This is a genomic window from Rhizobium sp. 007 (assembly GCF_015353075.1).
Taxonomy (GTDB): Bacteria; Pseudomonadota; Alphaproteobacteria; order Rhizobiales; family Rhizobiaceae; genus Rhizobium.
Window position 1 is genome coordinate 383,023 of record NZ_CP064187.1, and the last position, 22,393, is coordinate 405,415.

Consider the following 22,393-nt stretch of genomic DNA (forward strand, 5'->3'; position numbering starts at 1 on the left):
CTCATGGCGCGCCCGCAGCACCGGCATCTTCTCCTGGCTCTCGGACTGGCGATCGCTTCGCCAGCCGTCGCTACGGGTGAGGACCAGGCGAACCTGGCGCCGTACAAGATGTTGCGTTCGCTGCAGTTCGTACAGGACTCGGTCGCCCTCGGCGATCATTCGGCGGCGGAGATGCAGCGCTTCATGCTCGGCACGATCGATCAGCGCCTGCGCAGTGCGGATGCCTCTGTCTTCGACGATGACCGCAATGTCGATGCCGCACTCGTCTATGCCATGAGCGGCGGCAATCCGGCCACGCTTGAATATCTGATTGCCCGGGACGTGAACGGCTATTTCGACACTCGCATAACCGATGTCCTGCGCAAGTACCTGAGCGGCAAGGGCCTGCTCGTTGCAAAGACACTGGTCGAAACCGCAAATGAGTACCGCGACAAGAAGATCGGTCCCTATCTCGCGCTTGTCGGCGGCAACGTCATGGTGGCGCGAAGCCCGGACGAAGCGCTCAAGCTCTATGATCAGGCGCGGCTCTCGGCGCCGGGAACGATCGTCGAAGAGGCGGCCCTGCGCCGCTCGGTGGCGATTTGCGTCGAAGCGGGTCTCCTTGACAAGGGGCTTGCCTATTCGCAGCGCTATGTGCGGCGGTTCCTCCATTCGCCCTATGCGAGCCAGTTCGCCGATCTTTTCGTCAAGCTGATCGTCGACCACGACCATGTGAAGACGGAAGATATCGTCAGCATCCTCTCCTTCATGGACGAGTCGCGGCGGCGCGAGGTCTATCTGCGCATTGCGCGCGCCGCCGGTATTGCCGGCAAGGCGGAGCTTGCGAGGACGGCAGCCGCATACGCGCAATCGCTTGCCGGCGAACCGAACAATGCGCTCGGCGCGCTCGCGGATTTCTACGGCAACATGGCCTTAGTCTCCACGCCCGACGTGGGTGCGGCCGCAAAGAGCATCAAGAGCGTTGCAGACAGCGAGCTCTCCCCGCGCGACCGCGCGCTACGCGCTGCGGCCAAATCGATCGCCGAACAGGTGCTGCAGCCGCCGGATCCGGCAAGCCTGACACAAGCGTCCGATTCTAAACCTGCTAATGAAGAAATTACTTCTGAACAGGCAGCCGTATCCACGGCCGACGGATCCCAGCCCGCAGAGATCGCGGCGCCCTCCAAGCCTGCTGACGATGGGGCGGCGCCGGCGCTGATGCCGGACGGTGCAGGGCAGGAGGCTGACCCGTCATTCAAATCCTTTGTGACGACGAGCCGTTCGAAACTCGACGAAATCGACGGTCTCTTGAGCCAAGAGAGCAATTGAAATGATCGATATGAGCGTTACGGGGGGAGTTGCCGCAACCGAGGCGTCGCCAGCCGCCAGAGGCAATGGTCCGGCAGCCAAGGACGGCGACGCTGGCAATGGCGGCTTTTCGGACGTGCTCTCGAAGGCAGGAAACAGTCCGCAAAACAGCACCGGCGGCGAGCCTGCTGTGCCCCCTGCGGCTGATGATGCCCAAACAGACGTCGATGAAGGCGCCGCCGGCAGTATCGCTCTCAGTTTGCGCGATCGCGCTCGCAGCAAGCCGATGATCGCTCTCAGCGATGCCTCGTTGAAACAACAGGCCGCGACGCAGCCGGAGACGGTTGCAATCGACACAGGCAAATCCGGCAAGGATCAGATGAAAAGCCGCGTCGATACGGTTTCGGTAAAATTCGAAGTCAAGGAAGACGCCGGCGAGGTCGCGGAAGATGCACATGTCGCAAAAGACGAAAAATCGGCAAAGACCTTGGAGAACAAGACCGGAGCCGATGAAGGCCCTCCGTTGGATGCGACGTCTGTCTCTGATGCGCTCGGTCTTTTGAACAAGGATGCCACGGATACGGTGATCCCGGTGGCATTCCTGGCTGCAGCCCATGTGAATGCGAAGGACGATATGGCCGGGAAGGAAAAGGATGCCGGCCGTGGCACTGGTAATGCGCCTGCGGCCGCTGCGCTGGCGGCGATCAGCGCCAGCGACGCGCAGATGCCGGCCGTGGACGACGCAGCCAATCTTGATGGAAAGACGTTCCGTTTGAGCCGCGCGGACGGGCGCGGCGAGTCCATGGACATCCGTATCGGTGCTGACCAGGAAGCGTCCGCCGCCAAGGCGAAGAGCGATATCGAAAGCGTCACGGTTCTCGATTCACGCCGCTATATCGGCCTCGCGCAGAATTCCGCATCCGTGACCGCTGCAATCCTTGGCGACAGGGAGTGGACGGGTGCGATGCAGCCGAGTTCCGCACTGTCGAACGCTGCCGAATGGACGAGCACCGGGAAGGTTGTCAACACCCTGAAGATCCAGATGACGCCGATCGACCTCGGCCTCGTGACGGCAACGATGCGCCTTTCCGGCGATGCCCTGAACGTCGATCTGAAGGTCGAAACCGGTGCGGCCTATCGGCAGCTCAAGGAAGATCACGGCAAGATCATCGAGGTGCTTCGCAGCCAGGGTTATGCCATCGACAACGTCACGATCAGCATGGCGCCGGTAGAAAAGCCCGACGCGGGGAACCAGGCAAATGCGCAAGAGCAGTCTTCCCAGCAACAATCTTTGCAGCAGGGGCAGGGCGGTGAAGCGCGCGAGCGCCACGCCCAGACAGCACAGCGGGGCAATGGAGGCCTTAATGGGGCAGGGGAGACATATGTTGAAGATGTTGCTTCTGGCGCCGCTGGCGGCGGCGCTTCTGGCAGCGTTTACCTCTGAGACACGCGCCTCCAACGGTGCCTGCGAAAGGGAAATCCAGTCTGCTGCCGCCAAATACGGCATACCGGAAGGCATTCTCTATTCCGTGGGCCTGACGGAAACCGGACGCAAAGGTTCGCTCTATCCTTTTGCACTGAACATAGAGGGCAAGGCAGTCTTCCCGCCTTCCGAGCTGGACGCCATGAGGCAGTTCTATTCGGCGCGAAAAAGCGGTGCAAAGCTCATCGACATCGGCTGCATGCAGATCAACCATTACTTTCATGGCGAGAATTTCAGCTCGGCGGAAGCCATGTTCGACCCGCACCGCAATGTCGAATATGCGGCGAAGTTCCTTCGCAATCTTCACGACCGGCATGAAACCTGGACGATGGCGGTAGCCAGATACCACGCCGGACCAAACAACGACCCTGCGCAGAAGCGGTATGTCTGCCGCGTGATCGCCAATCTCGTCGCTACCGGCTACGGCAAGTGGACTCCCAATGCGAGTAACTTCTGCCACAACTGATGCAAGTAAAAATAGAAAAACGTGAACAAAACGGAATCGTGTCATAATGTGGCAGGAATTGGCCGAAAATTGGGTTCACAAGACCTAATTTACCCTCTGTTAACTTTTCCACGAAATTTTTGTGTGCATAACTGAGAAGGCATACTACATATAGAGCAAATCGGGACCCAGTTCTTAATCAACTGTTAATTCCTGCCATTAAGTTCCAGCAGCTTGTCCCAGATTCGTGCGATTCGTACCCATAGATCATCGAGGTGCCACACTGATTCGGAGGCGGACGAATGATCGTAGTGGTTGATGAGCGTGAGCTCGTAAAAGATGGTTACACATCACTGTTTGGCCGCGAGGGCATTCCCTCGACCGGCTTTGATCCAAGCGAATTTGGCGAGTGGGTGCAAACGGCGGCGGATTCCGATATCGCGGCTGTCGAAGCTTTCCTGATCGGCCAGGGCAGGCAGACCTTAGAGCTGCCACGGGCGATCCGGGATCGCTCCCAGGCGCCGGTGATCGCGGTCAGCGACCAGCCTTCGCTCGAAAACACCCTTGCACTTTTTGATTGCGGCGTCGACGATGTCGTCCGCAAGCCAGTGCACCCCCGTGAAATCCTGGCGCGCGCCGCTGCAATCCGCCGCCGCCTGAAAGCGATTTCGACCCACACCGATATCGGCGCGATCCGCGTCTTTTCGGACGGCCGCGATCCGGAAATCAACGATGAAGTCTTTGCGCTTCCGCGCCGCGAACGCCGCATTTTGGAATACTTGATCGCCAACCGCGGCCGCCGCGTCACCAAGACCCAGATCTTCAACGCCATCTACGGCATCTTCGATGAGGAAGTCGAAGAGAATGTCGTTGAGAGCCATATCTCCAAGCTGCGCAAGAAGTTGCGCAAGAAGCTCGGCTTCGACCCGGTCGATTCGAAGCGCTTTCTCGGCTACTGCATCGACTGGAACTGATTTTCAGCGGCGGGCCCGGCCCGCGGAAACGTGCCTTTCAATATTTCGATCAGGCAGCTCCGCTACAGACAGCTTCACGCAAGGCCCGCCAAATACTCTCCAAGCTATCAAGGAAAACGAGGTTTTCAGATGAGCATTTTTGGCAGCATGAAGACGGCAGTGTCGGGGATGAACGCACAGGCAAACCGCCTGAGCACCGTTGCCGACAACATCGCGAATGCAAATACCACCGGCTACAAGGCTGTCTCGACGGCCTTCTCCTCTCTCGTCCTGCCGTCCACGGCAGGCAACTACAATTCCGGTGGTGTGCAGACGTCCATCCGTCAGGCTGTTTCCGACCAAGGCGACATCTCCTACACGACTTCGGGCTACGACCTCGCCATTTCCGGCGACGGCTTTTTCATCGTGCAGGGCGCCGACGGCACGCCGGTCCTGACCCGCGCCGGTGACTTCACGAAGGACGACGAAGGCAACCTCGTCAACTCGGCGGGCTTCACGCTGATGGGCTATCCTTATGGTTCGTCCGCTCCGGCCGTCGTCGTCAACGGCTTCGACGGCCTCGTTCCGATCAATGTCCTCGGCGACCAGAAACTGGAAGCCGTGCCGACAGCGAATGGTACGTGGACGGGCAACCTCAAGCCATCTTCGCCCATCGAAACCACTGCGGCAGACCTCCCGAGCGCAAACAACGCAACGGCCACATCCGATACGCAGAAATATTCGATCGTCACCTATGACAAGCTCGGCAGCAAGGTGATGTACGACATCTACTTCACAAAGGTCCCGGTAACGACCGTGGCGCCGCTGCCGCCGACTGGCACCGCCTACGAATGGGAAATGGCGGTATTCCGCAACGCCGACAAGGCCGCGACTGGCACGAGCTCCTTCCCGTACTCTTCCGCCGCCGTTGACGTGAAGCGGGTATATTTCGACAGCTCGGGGCAGATGCTGACGGATGCAACGCATACCAGCACCACGGACATCATCGATCCAGTGACGGGTCTCACCATCAATATGAGCCTCGATCTCTCGCAGGTCGGCGACAGTTGGTCCGGCACCGGTAACGTCGATGGACAGGGCGCAAACTCGCCGGTCGATATCACCATCGACGCCGATGGTGTGGTGTATTCGAAATACGACGACGGCAGCACCAAGCCCGTCTTCCAGATCCCGCTCGCAAACGTGCCGAGCCCCGATCTGCTGACGCTGATGTCCGGCAACGTCTACTCAGCGAACGGCAGGTCCGGCGTCACCGTCACCGGCTTCCCGCAGACGAGTGGCTTCGGCAAGATCCAATCGGGCGCGCTTGAAGGCTCGAACGTCGATATGGCGGGCGAGCTCACGGAAATGATCGAGTCGCAGCGCAGCTATACGGCAAACTCGAAAGTGTTCCAGACGGGTTCGGACTTGATGGACGTCCTCGTCAATCTCAAGAGATAAGTAAGGTAACGGCTAAGCCATGTCGCTCACTTCCGCACTTAATACGGCACAGGGCATATTCAACAATACAGGCGCTCAAAGCAGCGTCGTATCGAACAATATCGCCAATGCCGGCAATAACGATTATGTGCGTCGGCAGGCGATGCTCACCACCTCCTTGAACGGCGCGCAGGTGGTCAAGATCAACCGTGCGCAGGAGGATGCTCTCCTGCGCCAGTACCTGAAGAGCAATTCTCAAGACAGTGCCCAGCAGACCCTTTTGAACGGCTTGGAAGACATCAAGTCCGTCATCGGCGGCAACGATTACGAGACGGCGCCCTCCACCTACCTTGCGGTCTTTCGTGACAAGCTTAGCGCGTTCAGAGCCGCACCGAACAGCACGATCGCCGGCCAGGGCGCCATCACGGCGGCGCAGGACGTCGTGAACTCGCTCAACAATGCGACCAACGCTGTCCAGCAGGTGCGGATGAATGCGGACAAATCGATTGCAAATTCCGTAGAAGAGCTGAATGAGCTGCTGGCGCAATTCGAGACCGCAAACAACGCCGTCAAGTCTGCCACGTCTTCCGGTGCCGATCCGTCGCAAGCGCTCGACCAGCGCGATGCCTTGCTCAAGCAGATTTCGGGGATCGTGGGAGTCACGACCGTCGCCCGCCATAACAACGACATGGTGCTGTATACCTCGGACGGGGTGACGCTCTTCGAGACCATTCCGCGCGCGGTGACTTTCAAGCCGACCCAGAGCTACGGCGCCTCCACCGACGGCAACGGCGTTTACATCGATGGCGTGGCGCTCGGTAAGGGTTCAGGCGGCACGACGTCGGCGCAGGGCAGTCTCCAGGCGCTTCTCCAGCTTCGTGACGAAGTCGCGCCGACATTCCAATCCCAGCTCGACGAAATCGCCAAGGGTCTCGTTGCGTTATTTTCGGAAACGAACACGGCCGGAACCAGCACGCTGCCGGGTCTCTTTACCTGGACGTTGCCGAGCGGGCTTCCGGGCGGAACGCCGACGACGGCCACGATCATCGACGGCATTGCTGGTTCCATCACGGTCAATCCGGCAGTGGTGACCTCGCTGGGCGGCGATCCGATGAAGCTGCGCGACGGTTCGATCAACGGCGCCGCGTTCAATCAGAATACCGCTGCCAACGGCGGCTACACCGCGCAGCTCGACAAGCTCTACACGGCCATGGGCGCCAAGATGGATTTCGATCCGGGCGCCGGCGTAATCGGCTTCAACTCGGCAACGGGTATCGACTCGAACGTCAGCATCATGGATTTTTCGTCTAGCTCGATCGGCTGGTTCGAACAGTACCGCAGCGACGCGAGCGGTGCCACGGAGAACACGGCAGCAGCGCTTTCGCGATCCGACGAAGCCTATTCCAACGAGACCGGCGTCAACCTGGACGAAGAGCTGACGCTGCTTCTCGACATCGAACAATCCTACAAGGCGGCGACGAAGATTTTGAACGCCATCGATGAAATGTTGAAGTCATTGCTGGATATAGCGAGTTAAGCCATGAAGAGCTCTTTTATTTCTAGTTCAGCCATTCAGAACGCGATGCGATTGACGATCCGCCAGTCGCAGAACCAGATGGTCAAGGCTTCGATTGAAGCCACCACGAAAACCTACGCCGATATCGGCGTATCGCTCGGCATCGACGCGGCCAAGAGCGTGAACTATGCGCGCGAGCTTGATCGGATCTCCTCGTTCAAGGACAGCAACTCCACCGTCAATCTTCGTCTCGAAATGTCCCAGAGCGGGTTGGCCGACGTGCAGAAGGCGAGTGATGCGCTGGTCAAGAATCTGACGGCGCTCAAGGGAAGCCAGGCATCGACAGCCATTACCGTTACTCTCCAGTCCTCGGCGGCGGCACTTTCGCAGCTCATGGACACCGGCAACATGATCACCGGCGGCGAATACCTGTTTTCCGGTGTCAATACGGACGTTCCGCCACTGACGGATCGCAGCGCCACCGTTGAAGCCGATATCGTCACTGCCCTGAACACTTACGCGACCGGGCTTACCAAGCCGGTCAGCGCCTTGACGGCGGCTGAAATCGATACCTTCATGACCAGCACCGTGGAGCCGATGTTCAGCGCTGCGGCATGGACGAACCCGGCCACAGGCTGGTCCAAGGCCTCCAACCAGAACATGACGAGCCGGATCAGCAACTCGGAAGTCATCACATCGTCCACCAACGCCAATTCCGACGGCATGCGCTACCTCGCAATGGCCACGGTGATGACGAATGCGCTGATCGATCAGGGCCTTGGCACCGATGCCATGGACGCGGTTTCCTCACGCGCCATCGGCTATGCGGCGCAGGCGACATCCGGCCTCGTGACGCAGCAGAGCCAGCTCGGCCTGTCGCAGGAGCGCGTCGAGAAGGCGAACGACGCTCTCGATGCCCAGGCTGCCATCATCAACAACAAGGTCGTGGACCTCCAGGGTGTTGACCCTGCAGAAGCTTCGACCCTCGTCAAGACCTTGGAAACGCAGCTCGAAACGGCTTACACGATTGTATCGAAAATACAGCAGCTGAGCCTCGTGAATTACCTTTGATGATCAAAGGCGCGCAATACAAAGAAGGATGCATGAATGTATCAATTCTCTTATGCCGAGGTCATGCAAGACTCGGTGACCGACGCGAAAGAGCGGGAGCGGCAAGTTCTCGACCGGTCAATCGAATTGCTCTCGCTGGCGCGCGACAAGGAAAAGTACAGCCGGGAATCCGTTGAGGCACTGTTTTACACCCGGCGTGTTTGGGTGAGTTTTATCGAGGATCTCAAGCATCCCGACAATCAGCTCCAGATCGAGCTGCGGGCCAACCTGATTTCGATCGCAATCTGGATTTTGAAGGAATGCGACAAGATCAGGCGACGCCAATCGAGTAACTACCAAGGCATTATCGACGTTACCACCATCATCAGGGATGGACTTAAATGAAAAGTACACTTCGCATTTCGCTAAAAGCCGGAGAGAGAATCTTCATCAACGGCGCGGTTTTGCGCGTTGACCGCAAGGTCGCGCTGGAATTCCTGAATGATGTGACGTTTCTTCTTGAAAACCATGTTCTTCAGCCGGAAGACGCCACGACGCCGCTGCGCCAGCTCTACTTCATCGCGCAGATGATCCTGATTAATCCGGAAGGCAAGGAGCAGTCGACGGCGATGTTCCGCAAGTCGATCACCATGCTGCTGACCTGCTTCAAGAACGAAGAGGTTCTCGCCGAGCTGAAGCGCATCGATGGCCTCGTCTCGACGGGGCGCGCATTCGATGCGCTGAAGGCCATCCGCGCGCTCTATCCGACCGAGGACGGCATCTTGAACAACCAGGAAATGCACCCGGCGATGGTCGAGCAAATCCGCAAGGAGATCGCACCATGGCGGTAGACGGCGTTTCCAGCGTCGGCACGACGTCGACCACGCAGACTGCGCAGCAGAAGGCAACGCTCAACTACGACAACTTCCTGCAGTTGCTCATCGCGCAGATGAAGAACCAGGATCCGACGGATCCGATGGACGCCAGCGAGCAGATGTCGCAGCTCGCAAGCTTCTCGCAGGTCGAGCAGACGATCCAGACCAACACGAAATTGGACACGCTGCTCGCAAGCTCCAGCCTCACCCAGGCAGGCAGCTATATCGGCAAGTACATGACCAGCGCCGACGGCACCGTTAAAGGCACTGTCGCCTCGGTCAAGGTGTATTCCGACGGAATTATCGCGACGACGACGGACGGGAAGAGTATTCTCGTGCAGGCGGGAATCACTCTCGCGGATGAAGCGCCGACGTCAGACACGTCGTCGTGAACTGACTTGCAATGAACGCAATAATGGTTCGGCTACTGCGGGGCGGACCGAAAGGCGATATGAGGTTGCCTGACGATGAATGAAGCCGATGCACTCGACCTTTTTCAGGCGGCGATCTGGACCGTTTTGATCGCAGCCGGCCCTGCGGTCGCTGCTGCCATGATCGTCGGCCTCGTCATCGCGCTGATCCAGGCGCTGACGCAGATTCAGGAAGCGACGCTCACCTTCGTTCCAAAGATTGTCGCCGTTCTCATTACCGTCGGCATTTCCGCACCGTTCGTCGGTTCCCAGATCTCCATTTTCACCGACATGGTCTTCTCGCGCATCCAGTCCGGCTTCTGAGCTACCTTCGCGCAAGCTTCGCCGGTTAATTCTCGATCCGAATTGGGCAGGGCATACCTGCCTCCTCTCATGAAGAGACGGAATCGAAATGGCGCAACCACCTGCACTCCCCCTTCCGAAATCTGCTCCGAGCCTTCGTGATGTCGGTTTTGCCCTCGGCATCATGGTCATCATCTGTGTGCTCTTCCTGCCGATTCCGCCGTTTCTGATCGACTTGGGGCTGGCGTTTTCGATCGCGTTTTCCGTTCTGATCCTGATGGTTGCCCTCTGGATTCAGAAGCCTCTCGAATTTTCGTCCTTCCCGACCATCCTGCTGATCGCGACCATGACGCGACTGTCGCTGAACATTGCAACGACGCGCGTGATCCTTTCGCATGGCAATGAGGGACATGACGCCGCCGGCGGCGTGATCGCCGGTTTTGCAAGCCTGGTGATGTCCGGCGATTTCGTGATCGGTCTGATCGTGTTCCTGATCCTGATCACCATCAATTTCATCGTCATCACCAAGGGTGCGACGCGTATCGCTGAAGTCGGCGCGCGATTCACCCTGGATGCGATCCCCGGCAAGCAGATGTCGATCGACGCCGATCTTTCCGCGGGCATCATCGACGAGAAGGAAGCGCAGCGCCGTCGCAAGGAGTTGGAGGAGGAAAGCTCGTTCTTCGGCGCCATGGACGGTGCCTCCAAGTTCGTCCGCGGCGATGCGGTCGCCGGCCTCCTTATTACCTGCATCAATATTTTCGGCGGCATCATCATCGGCTATTTCCGCCATGACATGCCGATTTCCGAAGCGGCCGACGTTTTCGTCAAGCTCTCGGTCGGCGACGGCCTCGTCGCCCAGATGCCGGCGCTTATCGTTTCCTTGGCGGCCGGCCTTCTCGTTTCGCGCGGCGGCACCATCGGCTCGACCGACCAGGCCGTCGTCAATCAGCTGAGCGGCTATCCGCGCGCGCTTTCCGTTTCCGCCGTGCTGATGGCGGTCCTGGGCCTGATGCCCGGCCTGCCGACAGTCCCCTTCATGTTCCTCGGCGGCCTCATGGCGTTCGGTGCATGGTTCATTCCGAGGCAGATCGAAGCAGAGAACAAGGTCCGCCGCGAGCAGGAGGAAAAGAAGGTCGTTCAGACCAAGGAGCTCGAAAAGGACTCCGTCAAATCGGTCCTGCGCACCTCGGAAATCGAACTCGCGCTCGGCAAGATGGTGTCGACACGCCTCCTCGGCGCACACCAGGAACTCGCCTTCCGGGTCGGCAAGATGCGCAAGAAATTTGCAACGCAGTATGGCTTCGTCGTTCCGGAGATCAAGGTCACCGACGATATCAGCATTCCCGAGAAGTCCTACCAGATCCGCATACACGGCACGACGGTGGCATCGAACGCGTTGCGTGTCGGCGAAGTGCTGGTCGTCACCGGCTCTGGCCGCAAGCCGCGCATTCCAGGAGACGAAATCCGCGAACCGGCTTTCGGCATGCCGGCGGTTTCCATTCTTGAGGCTTTCGCCGAGGACTTGAAACGCGAAGGTTTCCAGCCGATCGACAACGTCTCGGTGGTCCTCACCCACATGAGCGAGGTCATCCGCAACAACTTGCCGCAGCTTCTCTCCTACAAGGACGTGAAGGTTCTGATCGACCGTCTCGATCCCGAATACAAGAAGCTCGCAGACGAGATCTGCACCTCGCATATGTCGTATTCGGGCCTGCAGGCCGTCCTCAAGCTGCTGCTTGCCGAGCGCGTCTCGATCCGTAACCTGCATCTGATCCTGGAAGCCGTGGCCGAGCTCGCGCCGCATGTCCGCAAGACCGAGCAGATCGTCGAGCATGTGCGGATCCGCATGGCGCAGCAGCTCTGCGGCGACCTGGCGGACAATGGCGTGCTGCGCGTCCTGCGGCTCGGCAGCAAGTGGGACATGGCCTTCCACCAGGCGCTCAAGCGCGACAACAAGGGCGAGGTCGTCGAATTCGACATCGACCCGCGCAGCCTTGAGGAGTTCAGCGAGCAGGCAACGAAGGTTATCCGTGAATTCATGGACCGCGGCCTGCCATTCGCCCTTGTCACATCGCCGGAAACACGCTCCTATGTGCGCATGATCATCGAACGGCTGTTCGCCACGCTTCCGGTTCTTTCGCACGTCGAACTGGCCAAGGGCATCGAGATAAAGATTTTGGGCTCTATTTCATGATTTCCGACCCGCAAGGGACTGTTCTGGCGCTCTTCCTGGTTTTCTGCCGGATCGGCGGCTGTGTCCTTGCAATGCCAGGCTTTTCCTCGGCGCGCGTGCCGGAACTGCTGAGGGTCTTTGTGGCCGGCGGCCTTTCGATCGCCATGCTGCCGGTTCTTTGGGACACGGTTTATCCGGCCGTCAGCAATACCGGCGCGACCTATATCGGGCTCATCGTCAGCGAATCGCTGATCGGCGTCATGTACGGCTTGCTGGCGCGGCTCTACACGCTGGGCTTCCAATTCGCCGCCAGCATCATCGCCATGATGGTCGGATACACCTCACCGGGTGCGGCAGATGTCATCGAGGATTCGGTGGAAACAAGTCTCTCCGGTTTCATCACCTTTGCCGGAATGATGATCCTCTTCATGATGGACTTCCATCACATCGTGTTCCGGGCGCTGATCGATTCCTACACGACGATGCCCTTCGGCGGCATTGCCGATATGCGCGCCAATCTGATTTCGCTCACCGATACGCTGCAATCCACGACCTACATCATGCTCCGGCTCGCAAGCCCGTTCCTCATCTACAGCATGATGTTCAACGTCTCGATCGGCTTCATCAACAAGCTGGCGCCGCAAATTCCCGTGTACTTCATCTCGACGCCCTACATGCTGCTTGGCGGCTTGTTCCTGTTTTATTTCTCGGTTGCTGCCTTGATCAGCCAGTATGCGCAATCTTTCCCAAGCGTGTTCATCGGAAGGTAGCGGATGGCGGAGAAGACCCGTTCCGAAAAACTGAAGCGGCTCGTCGCAGTCCAGCGGCATCTGGAGCAGATGGCGGAATACGACCTTGCCGAAACGAGCCGCCAGCGCGCCGAGGTCAACCAGTCGATCGACAATGTCGTCATGGCGCTCGGCTCCATGGATCCGGTCCATCGTGCGTTTTCGCAAAGCTATGCCGACCGGTTCGAGCGGCTGAGCACCAAGGACAAGCAGCTGACCGGCATGCAGCAGCTGCACGAGATGCGCCTGCAGCGCGAGCGGGCCAAGGGCGACCGGCTGGAAGAGGGCATGAAGGAAGCCCTTGAAGCCGAACGGCGCGAAGCCGATGACAACGCGGTCTACGATGTCATCGATCAGAAATTTGCAACACCAGCCTCCAGCAAGCTTCAAAAACCATAATCCCTACAACTTAATTTAGAGGATTGTGACATTGGCTATTTCACCCCCGAGTGATCTGGTCCTGGATGTTGTCAAAGCCGCCGACCCGATGGAGGTTCAGGTGGCCCAGGAGAAATTGAAAGCGAGCCGCGCGGCCTTTCGGGCAACGGGCCTTGCCGAGAACGGCGATGGCTTTTCTGCCAAGGTCGACGTGCTTGATAGCGCCACCGGCCTCGACAACGTCAAGAATCGCGCCAAGACTGAAGAGATTCCGGAAACCTACCGGAAGTTCGAGGCCATGGTGCTTCAGAATTTCATCAAGAACATGCTGCCGAGCGACAGTGAACAGGTCTACGGCAAGGGCGCTACGGGCGACATCTGGAAGGGCATGATGGCCGAGCAACTCGGCAACGTCATCTCCGAAGGTGACGGCGTCGGCATAGCCAAGCAGATGTATAACGAGGCGCTTCGCAAGAAGGAAGGCGCCATCGTGAACGCGTCGGCGGACCAGGATGACCGCAAGGTCGCCTTCAGCATGATCGACGAATTCCAGCGCAAGACATTCGGCACGCCAACGGCGGATGCCAAGATCAATAATGAAGCATAACCGAGGATAAAATGGAAATCATCTCGAATGAATATCGTATCAAGTCGGTCCTCGGCCGCCTGGAAATGATCATTGACAACGAGAACACGCGGATCGGCAGCGACCCGCAGTTCGATCTCAAGGTCTCGAATGCGCATAAGAGCCGCTGCCTCTATGAGCTGTCGATGCTCTTTCGTGATACGGATCCGGCCGAGCTTGCTGCGTCGCATCTGGAACAGCTTCACGGGCTGAAGCAGAAGCTGACGCTGAACGCCCGGCGCGTTGAGGCACATCTCGAAGCCGTTCGTGCGGTTGCCGACCTGTTGAAGAATGCCGTTCAGGATGCGGATGCCGACGGCACCTATTCCCAGGAACAGTTCGTCGCGCGTGATGCCGGATGGTGAAGCTCGTCCTGACAGGCATCTGGGTTTGCGCCATCACGCTTGCTTCGGTCTATTTCTCCGTGAAGCTGGCGACAGCGCCGGCCCCGCCGGCTGATGATTCGAAGCAGAGCCAGCTTGAGCTTGTGAAGGGCGAGACAATCACCGTACCGATCATCGGCGACGGCGCGGTGACTGGTTACTTCCTCGGCCGCGTGTCCTTCATGATGAACAAGGACACGGTGAAGGGTATGACCCTGCCGCTTACCGAAATGACCACCGACGAGCTTTTCACCCTGCTCGTCGGCAATAAGATGGTCGATATCAGCAAGCTGAAATCCTTCGACCCGCAGGCCTTCCGTGACGCGATCAAGAAAGGCATGAACGAGAAACTCGGCGGCGAATACATTTCAGAGGTCATGCTGGAGCAGCTCGACTACCTTTCCAAGGAAGACGTCAAAGCCAACGCCTCCGGCCAGCAGAAGAAAACGGCCGATCCGGTCAAGATCATCGAGCCCCCGCCACCTGAAGCTGCGAGCGCTGCCCACTAGTTTCGCCGGCTTCGTCTGCGCCGTTCAGGTGAAGCGCAAAGCCGGTTGCGCCCGGTTCGCCGAGCTCAGGGCGTAGCTGCATGCTGGGGATCAGATAGTCTCCGCCATTTTGCTGACGATAGGGGATAGGTGGGGTGGACTCGAGTGTGCGCATCCTCTCACGCAGGCGCTCGGCTGCAAGTTCGAAGCCGGCCTCATCCAGACCATCGACCCTGTAAGCCGCGAAAGGCGGAAGAACGGCATAGCCCGGGTAATAGAGGATCCCATGATTGATCGGGAATAGCAGGTCGTCGATCGGTCCGTTGACCCCGCGGGTCGAGTAATGTTCCTCCCAGCCGCCGGTAGTCACAATCAACATGGCTCGCTTGCCCGCCAGAGCCCCTTCGCCATAGCGGTCGCCCCATCGCTTGTCGCTGTGCTCGCCGACGCCGTAGGCGAACCCATAGGCATAGACCCGCTCGACCCAGCCCTTGAGGATTGCCGGCATGCTGAACCACCAAAGCGGAAACTGGAGGATCAGCATATCGGCCCACAGGAGCTTATCGATCTCGGTTTTGACATCCTCGGTCAGCGCGCCAGTTTCGAAAGCTCTCTTGGATGCAGCGACAGGTATGAACCGCGTATCAGTTGCCAGCGACGGAAAGTCGGCACGGTCGATTTCGGATTTCCAGCCCTCGGCATACAGGTCGGACACGCGCACCTCATGGCCCTGGGCCTCGAGCTCCTTGATGGCAACGTCTCGCAGTGCCCCATTGAGCGAGCGCGGTTCGGGATGAGCGAAGACAAGCAGAACTTTCATGATCAGTGATCCTGTGAAGGTGAGAACTGACCCATAGGTAGACAGGGTTTGAATCATCCACTAGATGTGCGTAATGCATAAGATTATGCCGAATAATGGATAGTTCAGACGTTACGCTGGAACATATGCGAACCTTCGTCCGCGTTGCCGAACGCGGCAGCCTGTCGGCGGTTGCGCGCGAGTTCGGGGTCGGCCAGTCGACGGTCACACGGCATTTGCGGGAGCTTGAGGAGGCCGTCGGCGTGCCTCTGCTGAGCAGGACCACCCGGCGTGTCGCGCTGACCGATGAAGGCAGCCGATATTATGCCAACAGCGTCCAGATCCTGCGCCTTGTCGAACAGGCCGGCGATGAGGCGCGGGGCACGCGCGGTGCGCCGGCCGGCACGATCCGGATCTCCAGCACTGCGGCTTTTGGGGTTCTGCACGTCAGCCGGCTGATCTTCGCGTTTCAGGACCGCTATCCCGATATCGGAGTCGACCTCAGCCTTACCGATGAGCGCGTCGACCTTGTGCGGGAAGGCGTCGATATCGCGCTTCGCTTAGGCCCGCTCACCGACAGTTCGATGAAACTGCGGGCGCTCGGCCAGTCCCGGCGTCTGCTCGTCGCGTCACCGGACTATCTTGCAGCGCGGGGAAAGCCGGTTGTCCCGCAGGATTTGCTCGGTCATGAAGGCATCCGTATGTCGAACGTGGCAGGGAGCGACATGCTCGCTTTGCGTGGGCCCAGCGGCGAAGACCATGCCGTGCCCTTTGGAGGGCGCTTTCGGGTCGACCATGGGCTTGCTGCACGCGAGGCCATTGTCGCCGGGCGCGGCATCGCACCCACCCATCAATGGCTTGTCGACGATCTCCTGACGGCTGCCAAGCTTGAGGTGATCTTGCCGGACTATTCGCTGCCGCCTGTCCCGCTCAGCATGCTGATCGTCCCCGAACGCGCCGGCGTTGCCCGGGTCCGGCTGCTGGTCGACTTCCTCGTCGAGCAGATTGGCGGCATTCCGGGGATCGAAAAGCCGCAGCGCTTTGGCGCACAAGCTTAACAAAGCCTTGAAAGCGGCGGCGGAATTCGAACGACTTTTCTAAGAGTTGTTTGAAACCCACCTGCTATAGCTCCCTTCATATCCCTGATGCAGCATTCGGGACTTGCTGCAGGCGGGCGGGTGCTGCCGGTTCGTAAAAACCTGCTGGTGCGGAATGTATCTTGTGTTTTCCGGGATGTTGGGCGCGTAAAGCACCCTGGCTGGAGGTTGGAATGAACCTGATCGCGAATTTCGCGGTTCTCGCATCGCGCCGCACGATCTTCGACGTGCCGGTGTGCGACCTCGGATGGGACGACGCGCTCGTCTTCATCAACGAGCTTGCCTCCTTTCCTGTCGGCCAGACCGTCATTTCCTTCGTCAACGCTCACAACATGCTGATGACGCTGCGCGATAGCGAATACCGGGATATCCTCCTGCAGAATTTCGTCCTGCCGGACGGCATCGGCCTGAACATCGCTTCCAAGATAGCGCATGGAGCACCGTTTCCTGCCAATCTCAATGGCACGGACTTCGTTCCCGCGTTTCTGACCTATATGGAAAATCCGCGCCGTGTCGGCCTGATCGGCGGCAGGCGCGAAGTCATCGAAAAAGCCGCAGCGAATTTCCGCAAGCATGCGCCCTGGCACGAATTCATCGTCATTTCGGACGGGTATTTCGACAAGGAGAACCCGACGGAGCTCATTGACGAGGTTGAGCGCCAGGACCTCGACATCCTGATCATTGGCATGGGAACGCCGCTGCAGGAGAAGTGGGCGCATCATCACATTCGCGCCGACCATGCCCGGCTTGTTCTGACTGTCGGGGCGCTCTTCGATTTCATCTCCGGAGTTGTTCCCCGCGCTCCGGAAACCGTTCGCATGATGCGGCTGGAATGGGCCTACCGGATGCTGCAGGAACCGGCCCGTCTCTGGCGGCGCTATGTGCTCGGCATCCCGGTCTTTCTGTTTTACGTGATGCAGTACCGCTTCAATCGTCGCGAGCGCATCCTTAGCCAGGCGGGCAACAACAGCGTCCCCTTGCCGTTACCGCAGGAACAGAGCGAGGGAGCTCACTGAGACCCTGCTTCTTGCCTCGCGCAGTTAACCATTTCTTTGCCATGAAAATTTAGAGTGCCTTAATCATCCGCTTCCTACGGGCGGCTCGGCTCGTGCGCATGAGATATGGCGTCATGTATGACAGCAGGTTAAAAGGCAGCATTGATAGGCGTCGACTGGCTACGGCGGGGCGCGTCGATGCACGAGACCGAAATCTCGAAACCCTGCCCGTTCGCCCCTCGGAGGCCGAACTGCTAAGGGTGATCGGAAAAGCACTCGAAGAGCAGCGCCTGCAGCGGAGCGCACCGCCCGAACCGCCGCATCTGGTCGATCGCATCGAGACAATCCTCGAAACACGTCTGCGTGCCGCAAATGATGTCCGTCCTGCGGAGCCATCGCAGCATAGACTGGCGGCGCCTGCCGAGGCCCGGCAGGTAGATGCAGCAAATCTCAGCGCTCGTCCCGTCCGCCGCCGCAGTTTGGTGAAGCCGATCGGCACGATCGCAGTTGCTGCCTTGATCGGCGCAGGCGTCCCCTTTCTGATGCCGGCCGGACCCGCGCACTATGCGGCGGAGGCGGCATTTCATGTGCAGGCGGGCAAAGCCGAGCGCGGCCCCGTGACCGCTGCAGCCGTGAGCCGCCTGCTTTCCGGCCGCACCATGTCTGCCGCCGTCGGGGCGCTGAAGCTCGATCGCGATCCAGAGTTCACCGGCGGCCAATCCACGATCGGCGTAGCACTTGATCTCCTTTCGGGCAGTGGTGCTGCGGCCGACGCGGCCTCGCGTGCGGAAGCGGCGCTTGCAGGAATGGTCGAGGCCAATGCGGATGGAACGCAGGGCACAGTCCGTCTGAAAGTCACGACGGCCGACGGCGCCAAGTCTTCGCGTATCGCTTCCTGGCTTTCCGACATGCTGATGTCCAGCGGCCCTCCTGCATCGGCGGAGGCAGGCGCAGGGTTGCGCAAGGCCTATGAGGACGTGAAGGCGCAGCTGGCCGCCTTCACCGCAAGCAGCGGCGAAGGCAACGTCAAAGTCGCAAGTGATCTTCAGCAGCGCATCAACCAGCTTGACGCCGATCTCAAGATCGCCGAGCAGCGGATCACGCTTGCCAAGCAAGAGACCGATCGTCTCAAGGTGGCCAAGCCCGGCGATGTGCTCAACGGTTCCTTGCCGCTCGAAGCGATCTCGCCTGCGCTGCAGGACGCGCGTGACAAATACGTCACCGAGAAGGCGACGCTGTCGCTGCTTTCGAACGAGCTCGGTCCGCGCCATCCGCGCCGCCTCGGACAGCAGGCTGTCGTTGACGGCCTGAAGGACAAGGTTGCGAAGGAGCTGGCTCGCCAGGCCCAAGACGCAAATGCCGCTCTCAAGGCAGCCGCAGAAGCACGAAAGACGCTGAACGATCAGCGCAACACGCTGATCGCCCAGTTCCGGGACACCGGTGTCGATCTCGCCAAACTGACCGAACTGCGCGACAAGACAGAGGCGGCGAGATCGCGGATGGCAGATGCCGTTACGGCGACAGCTTCGATCGCCGCTCCGATCACTGCCGCCAAGCCGATAAAGACCACTGCCGTTGCCGCCGGCCCCGGACTGCCGGTTCGCTCTGCCGTCGGGGCTACACTTGCAATGGCGATCGGCCTTACTGGCATGCTTGGTTTGCGCCTCTTGCGACAGCGTCCCGCACGTGCCGCGGAGACGCTAACTGTCCCGGAACAGCCGGAGGCGGCAGCCGGCGAACTCGAACTGCTGCGCGATCGGCTCGCCGGCCTGCGCGACAGGCTGCAATCCCACGGCGCCGGCCATCGTTGATCTCGGCCGCGGCATCATTGAAACCGCGCGGAACCTCGTCCTTTCGGGCGGGGAGGAAGCGCGCGAACGCTGTTGGTCGACATACTGCTTGATGATGTCAGGGGCGCTTTGCCGCACGAAGCCGCGAAGGACGACGGCGACCACAACACGCCCTTGAAATAGCGTCCCGAAACTTCGGGTCTGGCCTCCCGCAGCAAGGCGGCTCGACACTCCCTTGAGGCTATGGACTCGAGGCCACCGTCCGCCCTCGACGAGCGTCATAAGGCGTGGCAGCGCACGGCGTCGCGGCGAAAGAAACGGTCAAAGCGCCAGGCGAAGGCCAGACGCTACGCCGCGCGGATCGCGGCGAAGGCGGCGCGCAAACGGCTGCATTGGCAGCACGTCACGACGACGCGCATGGCGCGGCGCTTCGCAACGGCCATCCTCGAAGACCTGAAGATCAGGAACATGAGCGCCTCGGCCAAGGGGACGGCAGAGGAACCGGGAAAGAAACGTCGCGCAGAAGGCCGGACTCAACCGCTCGATCCTCGCGGCGGCGTGGTACCGCTTCGAACGGCTGCTCTCCTACAAGCTAGCCTTCCTCGGCGGCAACCTCGTGAAGGTCGATCCGCGATACACGTCCGTGACCTGCTCCGAATGCGGGTCGAGGGACAAGGGAACCCGCGAAAACCAAGCGAAGTTCCTCTGCCTCTGCTGCGGACACGCAGACCATGCCGACGTCAACGCGGCGGTCAACATCCTGGCGGCCGGAACACGGCCATCGAAGGCGGTTAAACCCGTCTCCCGAGAACGCGAAAGGGCGACCTGAGCCGCCCCTGAAAATCCCCGTCATTCGGGCCGGGACGATGTTAAAGCTCTTGCATTTGCCGCTTTTAAACAGGATACGGCGTTCTGAGGCAAACAGCGCGGCCGGCAAGAGCCTAGCTTTCGCGCGAGGCAGGGCAGGAGAATCGCATGACGACAGTGATCGATGGCAAGCAGGTAGCCGCTTCGGTAATCGAGACGGTAAAGATGGCGACGGCTTCACTGGAAAAGCAGAGCGGCGTGAAGACCGGGCTTGCCGTGGTGATCGTCGGCGACGATCCGGCAAGCCATGCTTATGTCAATTCAAAAAGCAAGATGGCCAAGCAATGCGGCTTCAAGTCGGTACAGCACACCCTGTCGGCCGAGACGAGTCAGGAAGAGCTTGCCGCGCTCGTTTCGTCACTCAACGCCGATCCCTCGATCCATGGCATCCTCGTACAGCTGCCGCTGCCGAAGCATCTGAACAGCGAGCCGATCATCCAGTCGATCCTGCCGGAAAAGGATGTCGACGGGCTGCACGTCGTCAATGCCGGCAAGCTTGCGACTGGCGACCTTGAAACCGGCCTCGTCTCCTGCACGCCGGCCGGTGCCATGGTGTTCGTCCGCCGAATGCATGGCGAGGACCTGTCTGGGCTGAACGCCGTCGTCATCGGCCGATCGAACCTCTTTGGCAAGCCGATGGCGCAGTTGCTGCTCAATGCCAATGCGACGGTGACGATTGCCCATTCGCGCACCAAGGATCTGCCCGCCGTCTGCCGCAATGCCGATATCCTGGTTGCGGCCGTCGGCCGTCCGCAGATGGTCAAGGCCGATTGGGTGAAGCCCGGCGCAACCGTCATCGATGTCGGCATCAACCGCATCGCCGCACCGGAAAGGGGCGAGGGCAAGACGCGCCTCGTCGGCGACGTCGCCTTCGAGGAAGCATCGAATGTTGCCGCGGTGATTACCCCGGTTCCGGGTGGCGTCGGCCCGATGACGATCGCCATGCTGATGGCCAATACCGTCATTGCCGGGCATCGCGCGGCCGGCCAGACGCCGCCGAAATTTTGAGGCCTATCGCGGTGCAGGACCGGTCGAGGCCCTGACGATCAGCTCCGCTTTCCACAGCTCGTGCTCCGGATAGGAGCCGATCTCTTTGACGGTGCCGATCAGGCGCTGCGCAATCCGGGCGCCGGCGGCACGAAGAGACGAGCGCGTCGTCGTCAGCGGGACCGAAAAATTCTCCGGCTTCAGAAGCGGCAGCTCGTCGTCATGGGCGATGAGCGAGATATCCTCACCGAGCTTCAGGCCGGCCTGGTTCAGGGCGCGGATCGCGCCAAGTGCGAGCACGGTGCTGGAGCAGAGGACGGCAGTCGGACGCTCCGGCATCTGCAGAAACTGCTCCATGGCGATCAGGCCTTGCTCGTCGGTCATCAGCGAGTGACTGACGCAGGTTTTGGAAAGGGTCAGTCCCCGTTCTGACAAGGCCGCGACGACGCCGTTCTTCCGGCGGATCGCAAAGTCGAGATGCGCCGGCCCGTTCATCAGTGCGAATCGCGTATGGCCGAGCTGCAACAGGAGTTTCGCCGCATCGTAGAAGGCGGTCTCGTTGTCGATATCGAGATAGGGATAATCCGGCTCTGACCCGAACGAGCGGCCATGCACGATGAACGGCATCGCCAGCGATTTCAGCATCGCCAGGCGCGGGTCGTGAGCGCGCATATAGGCAACGAAAAGCGCATCGACATTGCCGCTGATCGCGAGGCGGCGAAGTGCAGCCACTTCGTCGTCGGGGTCCGAGGGCATGATGACGAGATGGAAGTCCTGCCGGACGGCCTCCTCTCCGAGGCCGGCCAGGAACTCGCCAAAATGTATATCCGATTGATGGCCAGGCGCCATCGGCATCACCAATCCGATCGAACCCGCCTTGCCGGTCGCGAGACGCTGAGCCGCCTTGTTCGGCCGGTATCCCGTTTCCTTGACGGCCCGAAGCACACGTTCGCGCGTCGCCTCGTTGACCTCAGGATAGCCATTGAGTGCACGGCTGACGGTCGTCTGCGAAAGACCAAGCAATTCCGAGAGCTGTTTGAGATTCACCTGCCGCGTTTCCTCCTCAGCGCCCTCAACACACGCCTCCCTGCGTCCAAAGCGCTTTCAATTATGTAGCAACTACGGCGCTTGACTCAAGAAAAATCGCTCCATATTCCCCTCCAGGTGCCGCTGCAATGGGCAATGCAAGCGTCTCGTTCCGCGGTATTTTTGAAATGGCTTGACTCTTTTCTGCCGAAAGTGAAATGAGTGTCAAAGC

General features: G+C 59.8%; 24 protein-coding genes and 1 pseudogene. 21 read left to right on the forward strand and 4 right to left on the reverse strand.

Annotated features, from left to right (window positions below; all coding sequences use genetic code 11):
* Positions 1-3 precede the first annotated feature (3 nt).
* The 17 genes from motC (at position 4) to ISN39_RS01905 (ending at position 14,621) form a co-directional block, all read left to right on the forward strand.
* The gene (gene motC, locus ISN39_RS01825; protein ID WP_194728980.1) at positions 4-1,308 is read left to right on the forward strand and encodes a chemotaxis protein MotC; all 1,305 of its coding nucleotides are present in this window, start codon (positions 4-6) and stop codon (positions 1,306-1,308) included.
* 1 nt (position 1,309) lies between these two features.
* The gene (locus ISN39_RS01830) at positions 1,310-2,731 is read left to right on the forward strand and encodes a flagellar hook-length control protein FliK (RefSeq protein ID WP_194728981.1); all 1,422 of its coding nucleotides are present in this window, start codon (positions 1,310-1,312) and stop codon (positions 2,729-2,731) included.
* Complete coding sequence (locus ISN39_RS01835) at positions 2,673-3,236, forward strand: lytic transglycosylase domain-containing protein (protein WP_194730079.1); 564 nt, start codon at positions 2,673-2,675, stop codon at positions 3,234-3,236. The genes ISN39_RS01830 and ISN39_RS01835 overlap by 59 nt, the downstream gene beginning before the upstream one ends.
* Before the next feature lie 281 nt (positions 3,237-3,517).
* Positions 3,518-4,189 carry a winged helix-turn-helix domain-containing protein gene (locus tag ISN39_RS01840; RefSeq protein WP_194728982.1) on the forward strand — a complete coding sequence of 224 codons (672 nt, stop codon included), beginning with the start codon at positions 3,518-3,520 and terminating at the stop codon, positions 4,187-4,189.
* A 129-nt stretch (positions 4,190-4,318) separates the two neighbouring features.
* On the forward strand, positions 4,319-5,629 hold the full coding sequence (locus ISN39_RS01845) for a flagellar hook protein FlgE (protein ID WP_074066692.1): 1,311 nt from the start codon (positions 4,319-4,321) through the stop codon (positions 5,627-5,629).
* Positions 5,630-5,648: 19 nt separating this feature from the next.
* On the forward strand, positions 5,649-7,145 hold the full coding sequence (gene flgK, locus ISN39_RS01850) for a flagellar hook-associated protein FlgK (protein ID WP_194728983.1): 1,497 nt from the start codon (positions 5,649-5,651) through the stop codon (positions 7,143-7,145).
* A 3-nt stretch (positions 7,146-7,148) separates the two neighbouring features.
* Positions 7,149-8,195, forward strand: coding sequence for a flagellar hook-associated family protein (locus ISN39_RS01855; protein ID WP_194728984.1), 1,047 nt, complete (start codon positions 7,149-7,151; stop codon positions 8,193-8,195).
* Positions 8,196-8,231: 36 nt separating this feature from the next.
* Positions 8,232-8,579: a flagellar biosynthesis regulator FlaF gene (gene flaF, locus ISN39_RS01860; RefSeq protein WP_022717180.1), complete on the forward strand. Its 348-nt coding sequence runs from the start codon at positions 8,232-8,234 to the stop codon at positions 8,577-8,579.
* Positions 8,576-9,025: a flagellar biosynthesis repressor FlbT gene (gene flbT, locus ISN39_RS01865; RefSeq protein ID WP_022717181.1), complete on the forward strand. Its 450-nt coding sequence runs from the start codon at positions 8,576-8,578 to the stop codon at positions 9,023-9,025. The genes flaF and flbT overlap by 4 nt, the downstream gene beginning before the upstream one ends.
* A complete protein-coding gene (flgD, locus tag ISN39_RS01870; RefSeq protein WP_074066695.1) occupies positions 9,016-9,441 on the forward strand; it encodes a flagellar hook assembly protein FlgD in 426 nt (141 codons plus the stop codon). Before flbT ends, flgD begins: the two co-directional genes overlap by 10 nt.
* 75 nt (positions 9,442-9,516) lie before the next feature.
* Complete coding sequence (gene fliQ, locus ISN39_RS01875) at positions 9,517-9,783, forward strand: flagellar biosynthesis protein FliQ (RefSeq protein ID WP_022717183.1); 267 nt, start codon at positions 9,517-9,519, stop codon at positions 9,781-9,783.
* 88 nt (positions 9,784-9,871) lie between these two features.
* On the forward strand, positions 9,872-11,959 hold the full coding sequence (gene flhA, locus ISN39_RS01880; RefSeq protein WP_022717184.1) for a flagellar biosynthesis protein FlhA: 2,088 nt from the start codon (positions 9,872-9,874) through the stop codon (positions 11,957-11,959).
* Positions 11,956-12,708, forward strand: a complete 753-nt coding sequence (locus ISN39_RS01885; protein WP_074066697.1) for a flagellar biosynthetic protein FliR — start codon at positions 11,956-11,958, stop codon at positions 12,706-12,708. Before flhA ends, ISN39_RS01885 begins: the two co-directional genes overlap by 4 nt.
* 3 nt (positions 12,709-12,711) lie before the next feature.
* Positions 12,712-13,125: a hypothetical protein gene (locus ISN39_RS01890; RefSeq protein WP_039843986.1), complete on the forward strand. Its 414-nt coding sequence runs from the start codon at positions 12,712-12,714 to the stop codon at positions 13,123-13,125.
* A gap of 31 nt (positions 13,126-13,156) precedes the next feature.
* Positions 13,157-13,711, forward strand: a complete 555-nt coding sequence (locus tag ISN39_RS01895; RefSeq protein ID WP_022717187.1) for a rod-binding protein — start codon at positions 13,157-13,159, stop codon at positions 13,709-13,711.
* 11 nt (positions 13,712-13,722) lie between these two features.
* On the forward strand, positions 13,723-14,094 hold the full coding sequence (locus tag ISN39_RS01900; protein WP_039843988.1) for a hypothetical protein: 372 nt from the start codon (positions 13,723-13,725) through the stop codon (positions 14,092-14,094).
* The gene (locus ISN39_RS01905; protein WP_194728985.1) at positions 14,088-14,621 is read left to right on the forward strand and encodes a hypothetical protein; all 534 of its coding nucleotides are present in this window, start codon (positions 14,088-14,090) and stop codon (positions 14,619-14,621) included. Before ISN39_RS01900 ends, ISN39_RS01905 begins: the two co-directional genes overlap by 7 nt.
* Here the strand turns inward: ISN39_RS01905 and ISN39_RS01910 are convergent.
* Complete coding sequence (locus ISN39_RS01910; RefSeq protein ID WP_194728986.1) at positions 14,578-15,420, reverse strand: NAD(P)H-dependent oxidoreductase; 843 nt, start codon at positions 15,418-15,420, stop codon at positions 14,578-14,580. The genes ISN39_RS01905 and ISN39_RS01910 overlap by 44 nt on opposite strands.
* 95 nt (positions 15,421-15,515) lie before the next feature.
* Between ISN39_RS01910 and ISN39_RS01915 the strand changes: the two genes are divergently transcribed.
* The 3 genes from ISN39_RS01915 (at position 15,516) to ISN39_RS01925 (ending at position 19,302) form a co-directional block, all read left to right on the forward strand.
* Positions 15,516-16,457, forward strand: coding sequence for a LysR family transcriptional regulator (locus ISN39_RS01915; protein WP_194728987.1), 942 nt, complete (start codon positions 15,516-15,518; stop codon positions 16,455-16,457).
* Between the two features lie 212 nt (positions 16,458-16,669).
* Positions 16,670-17,512 carry a WecB/TagA/CpsF family glycosyltransferase gene (locus ISN39_RS01920; protein WP_194728988.1) on the forward strand — a complete coding sequence of 281 codons (843 nt, stop codon included), beginning with the start codon at positions 16,670-16,672 and terminating at the stop codon, positions 17,510-17,512.
* A 113-nt stretch (positions 17,513-17,625) separates the two neighbouring features.
* Positions 17,626-19,302, forward strand: a complete 1,677-nt coding sequence (locus tag ISN39_RS01925) for a succinoglycan biosynthesis protein exop (RefSeq protein WP_194728989.1) — start codon at positions 17,626-17,628, stop codon at positions 19,300-19,302.
* A 63-nt stretch (positions 19,303-19,365) separates the two neighbouring features.
* Here the strand turns inward: ISN39_RS01925 and ISN39_RS36040 are convergent.
* Together ISN39_RS36040 and ISN39_RS37565 are read right to left on the reverse strand one after the other, a co-directional pair.
* Positions 19,366-19,530 (reverse strand): annotated as a pseudogene (locus ISN39_RS36040) (transposase); the annotation flags it as partial.
* 98 nt (positions 19,531-19,628) lie between these two features.
* Positions 19,629-19,751: a hypothetical protein gene (locus ISN39_RS37565; RefSeq protein WP_281438301.1), complete on the reverse strand. Its 123-nt coding sequence runs from the start codon at positions 19,749-19,751 to the stop codon at positions 19,629-19,631.
* A 505-nt stretch (positions 19,752-20,256) separates the two neighbouring features.
* Between ISN39_RS37565 and folD the strand changes: the two genes are divergently transcribed.
* Positions 20,257-21,156, forward strand: a complete 900-nt coding sequence (folD, locus tag ISN39_RS01935; protein WP_194728991.1) for a bifunctional methylenetetrahydrofolate dehydrogenase/methenyltetrahydrofolate cyclohydrolase FolD — start codon at positions 20,257-20,259, stop codon at positions 21,154-21,156.
* 3 nt (positions 21,157-21,159) lie between these two features.
* Here folD and ISN39_RS01940 read toward each other — a convergent pair whose 3' ends face one another.
* Entirely contained in the window at positions 21,160-22,182 is a 1,023-nt protein-coding gene (locus tag ISN39_RS01940) for a substrate-binding domain-containing protein (RefSeq protein ID WP_194728992.1), read from the reverse strand.
* Positions 22,183-22,393 lie beyond the last annotated feature (211 nt).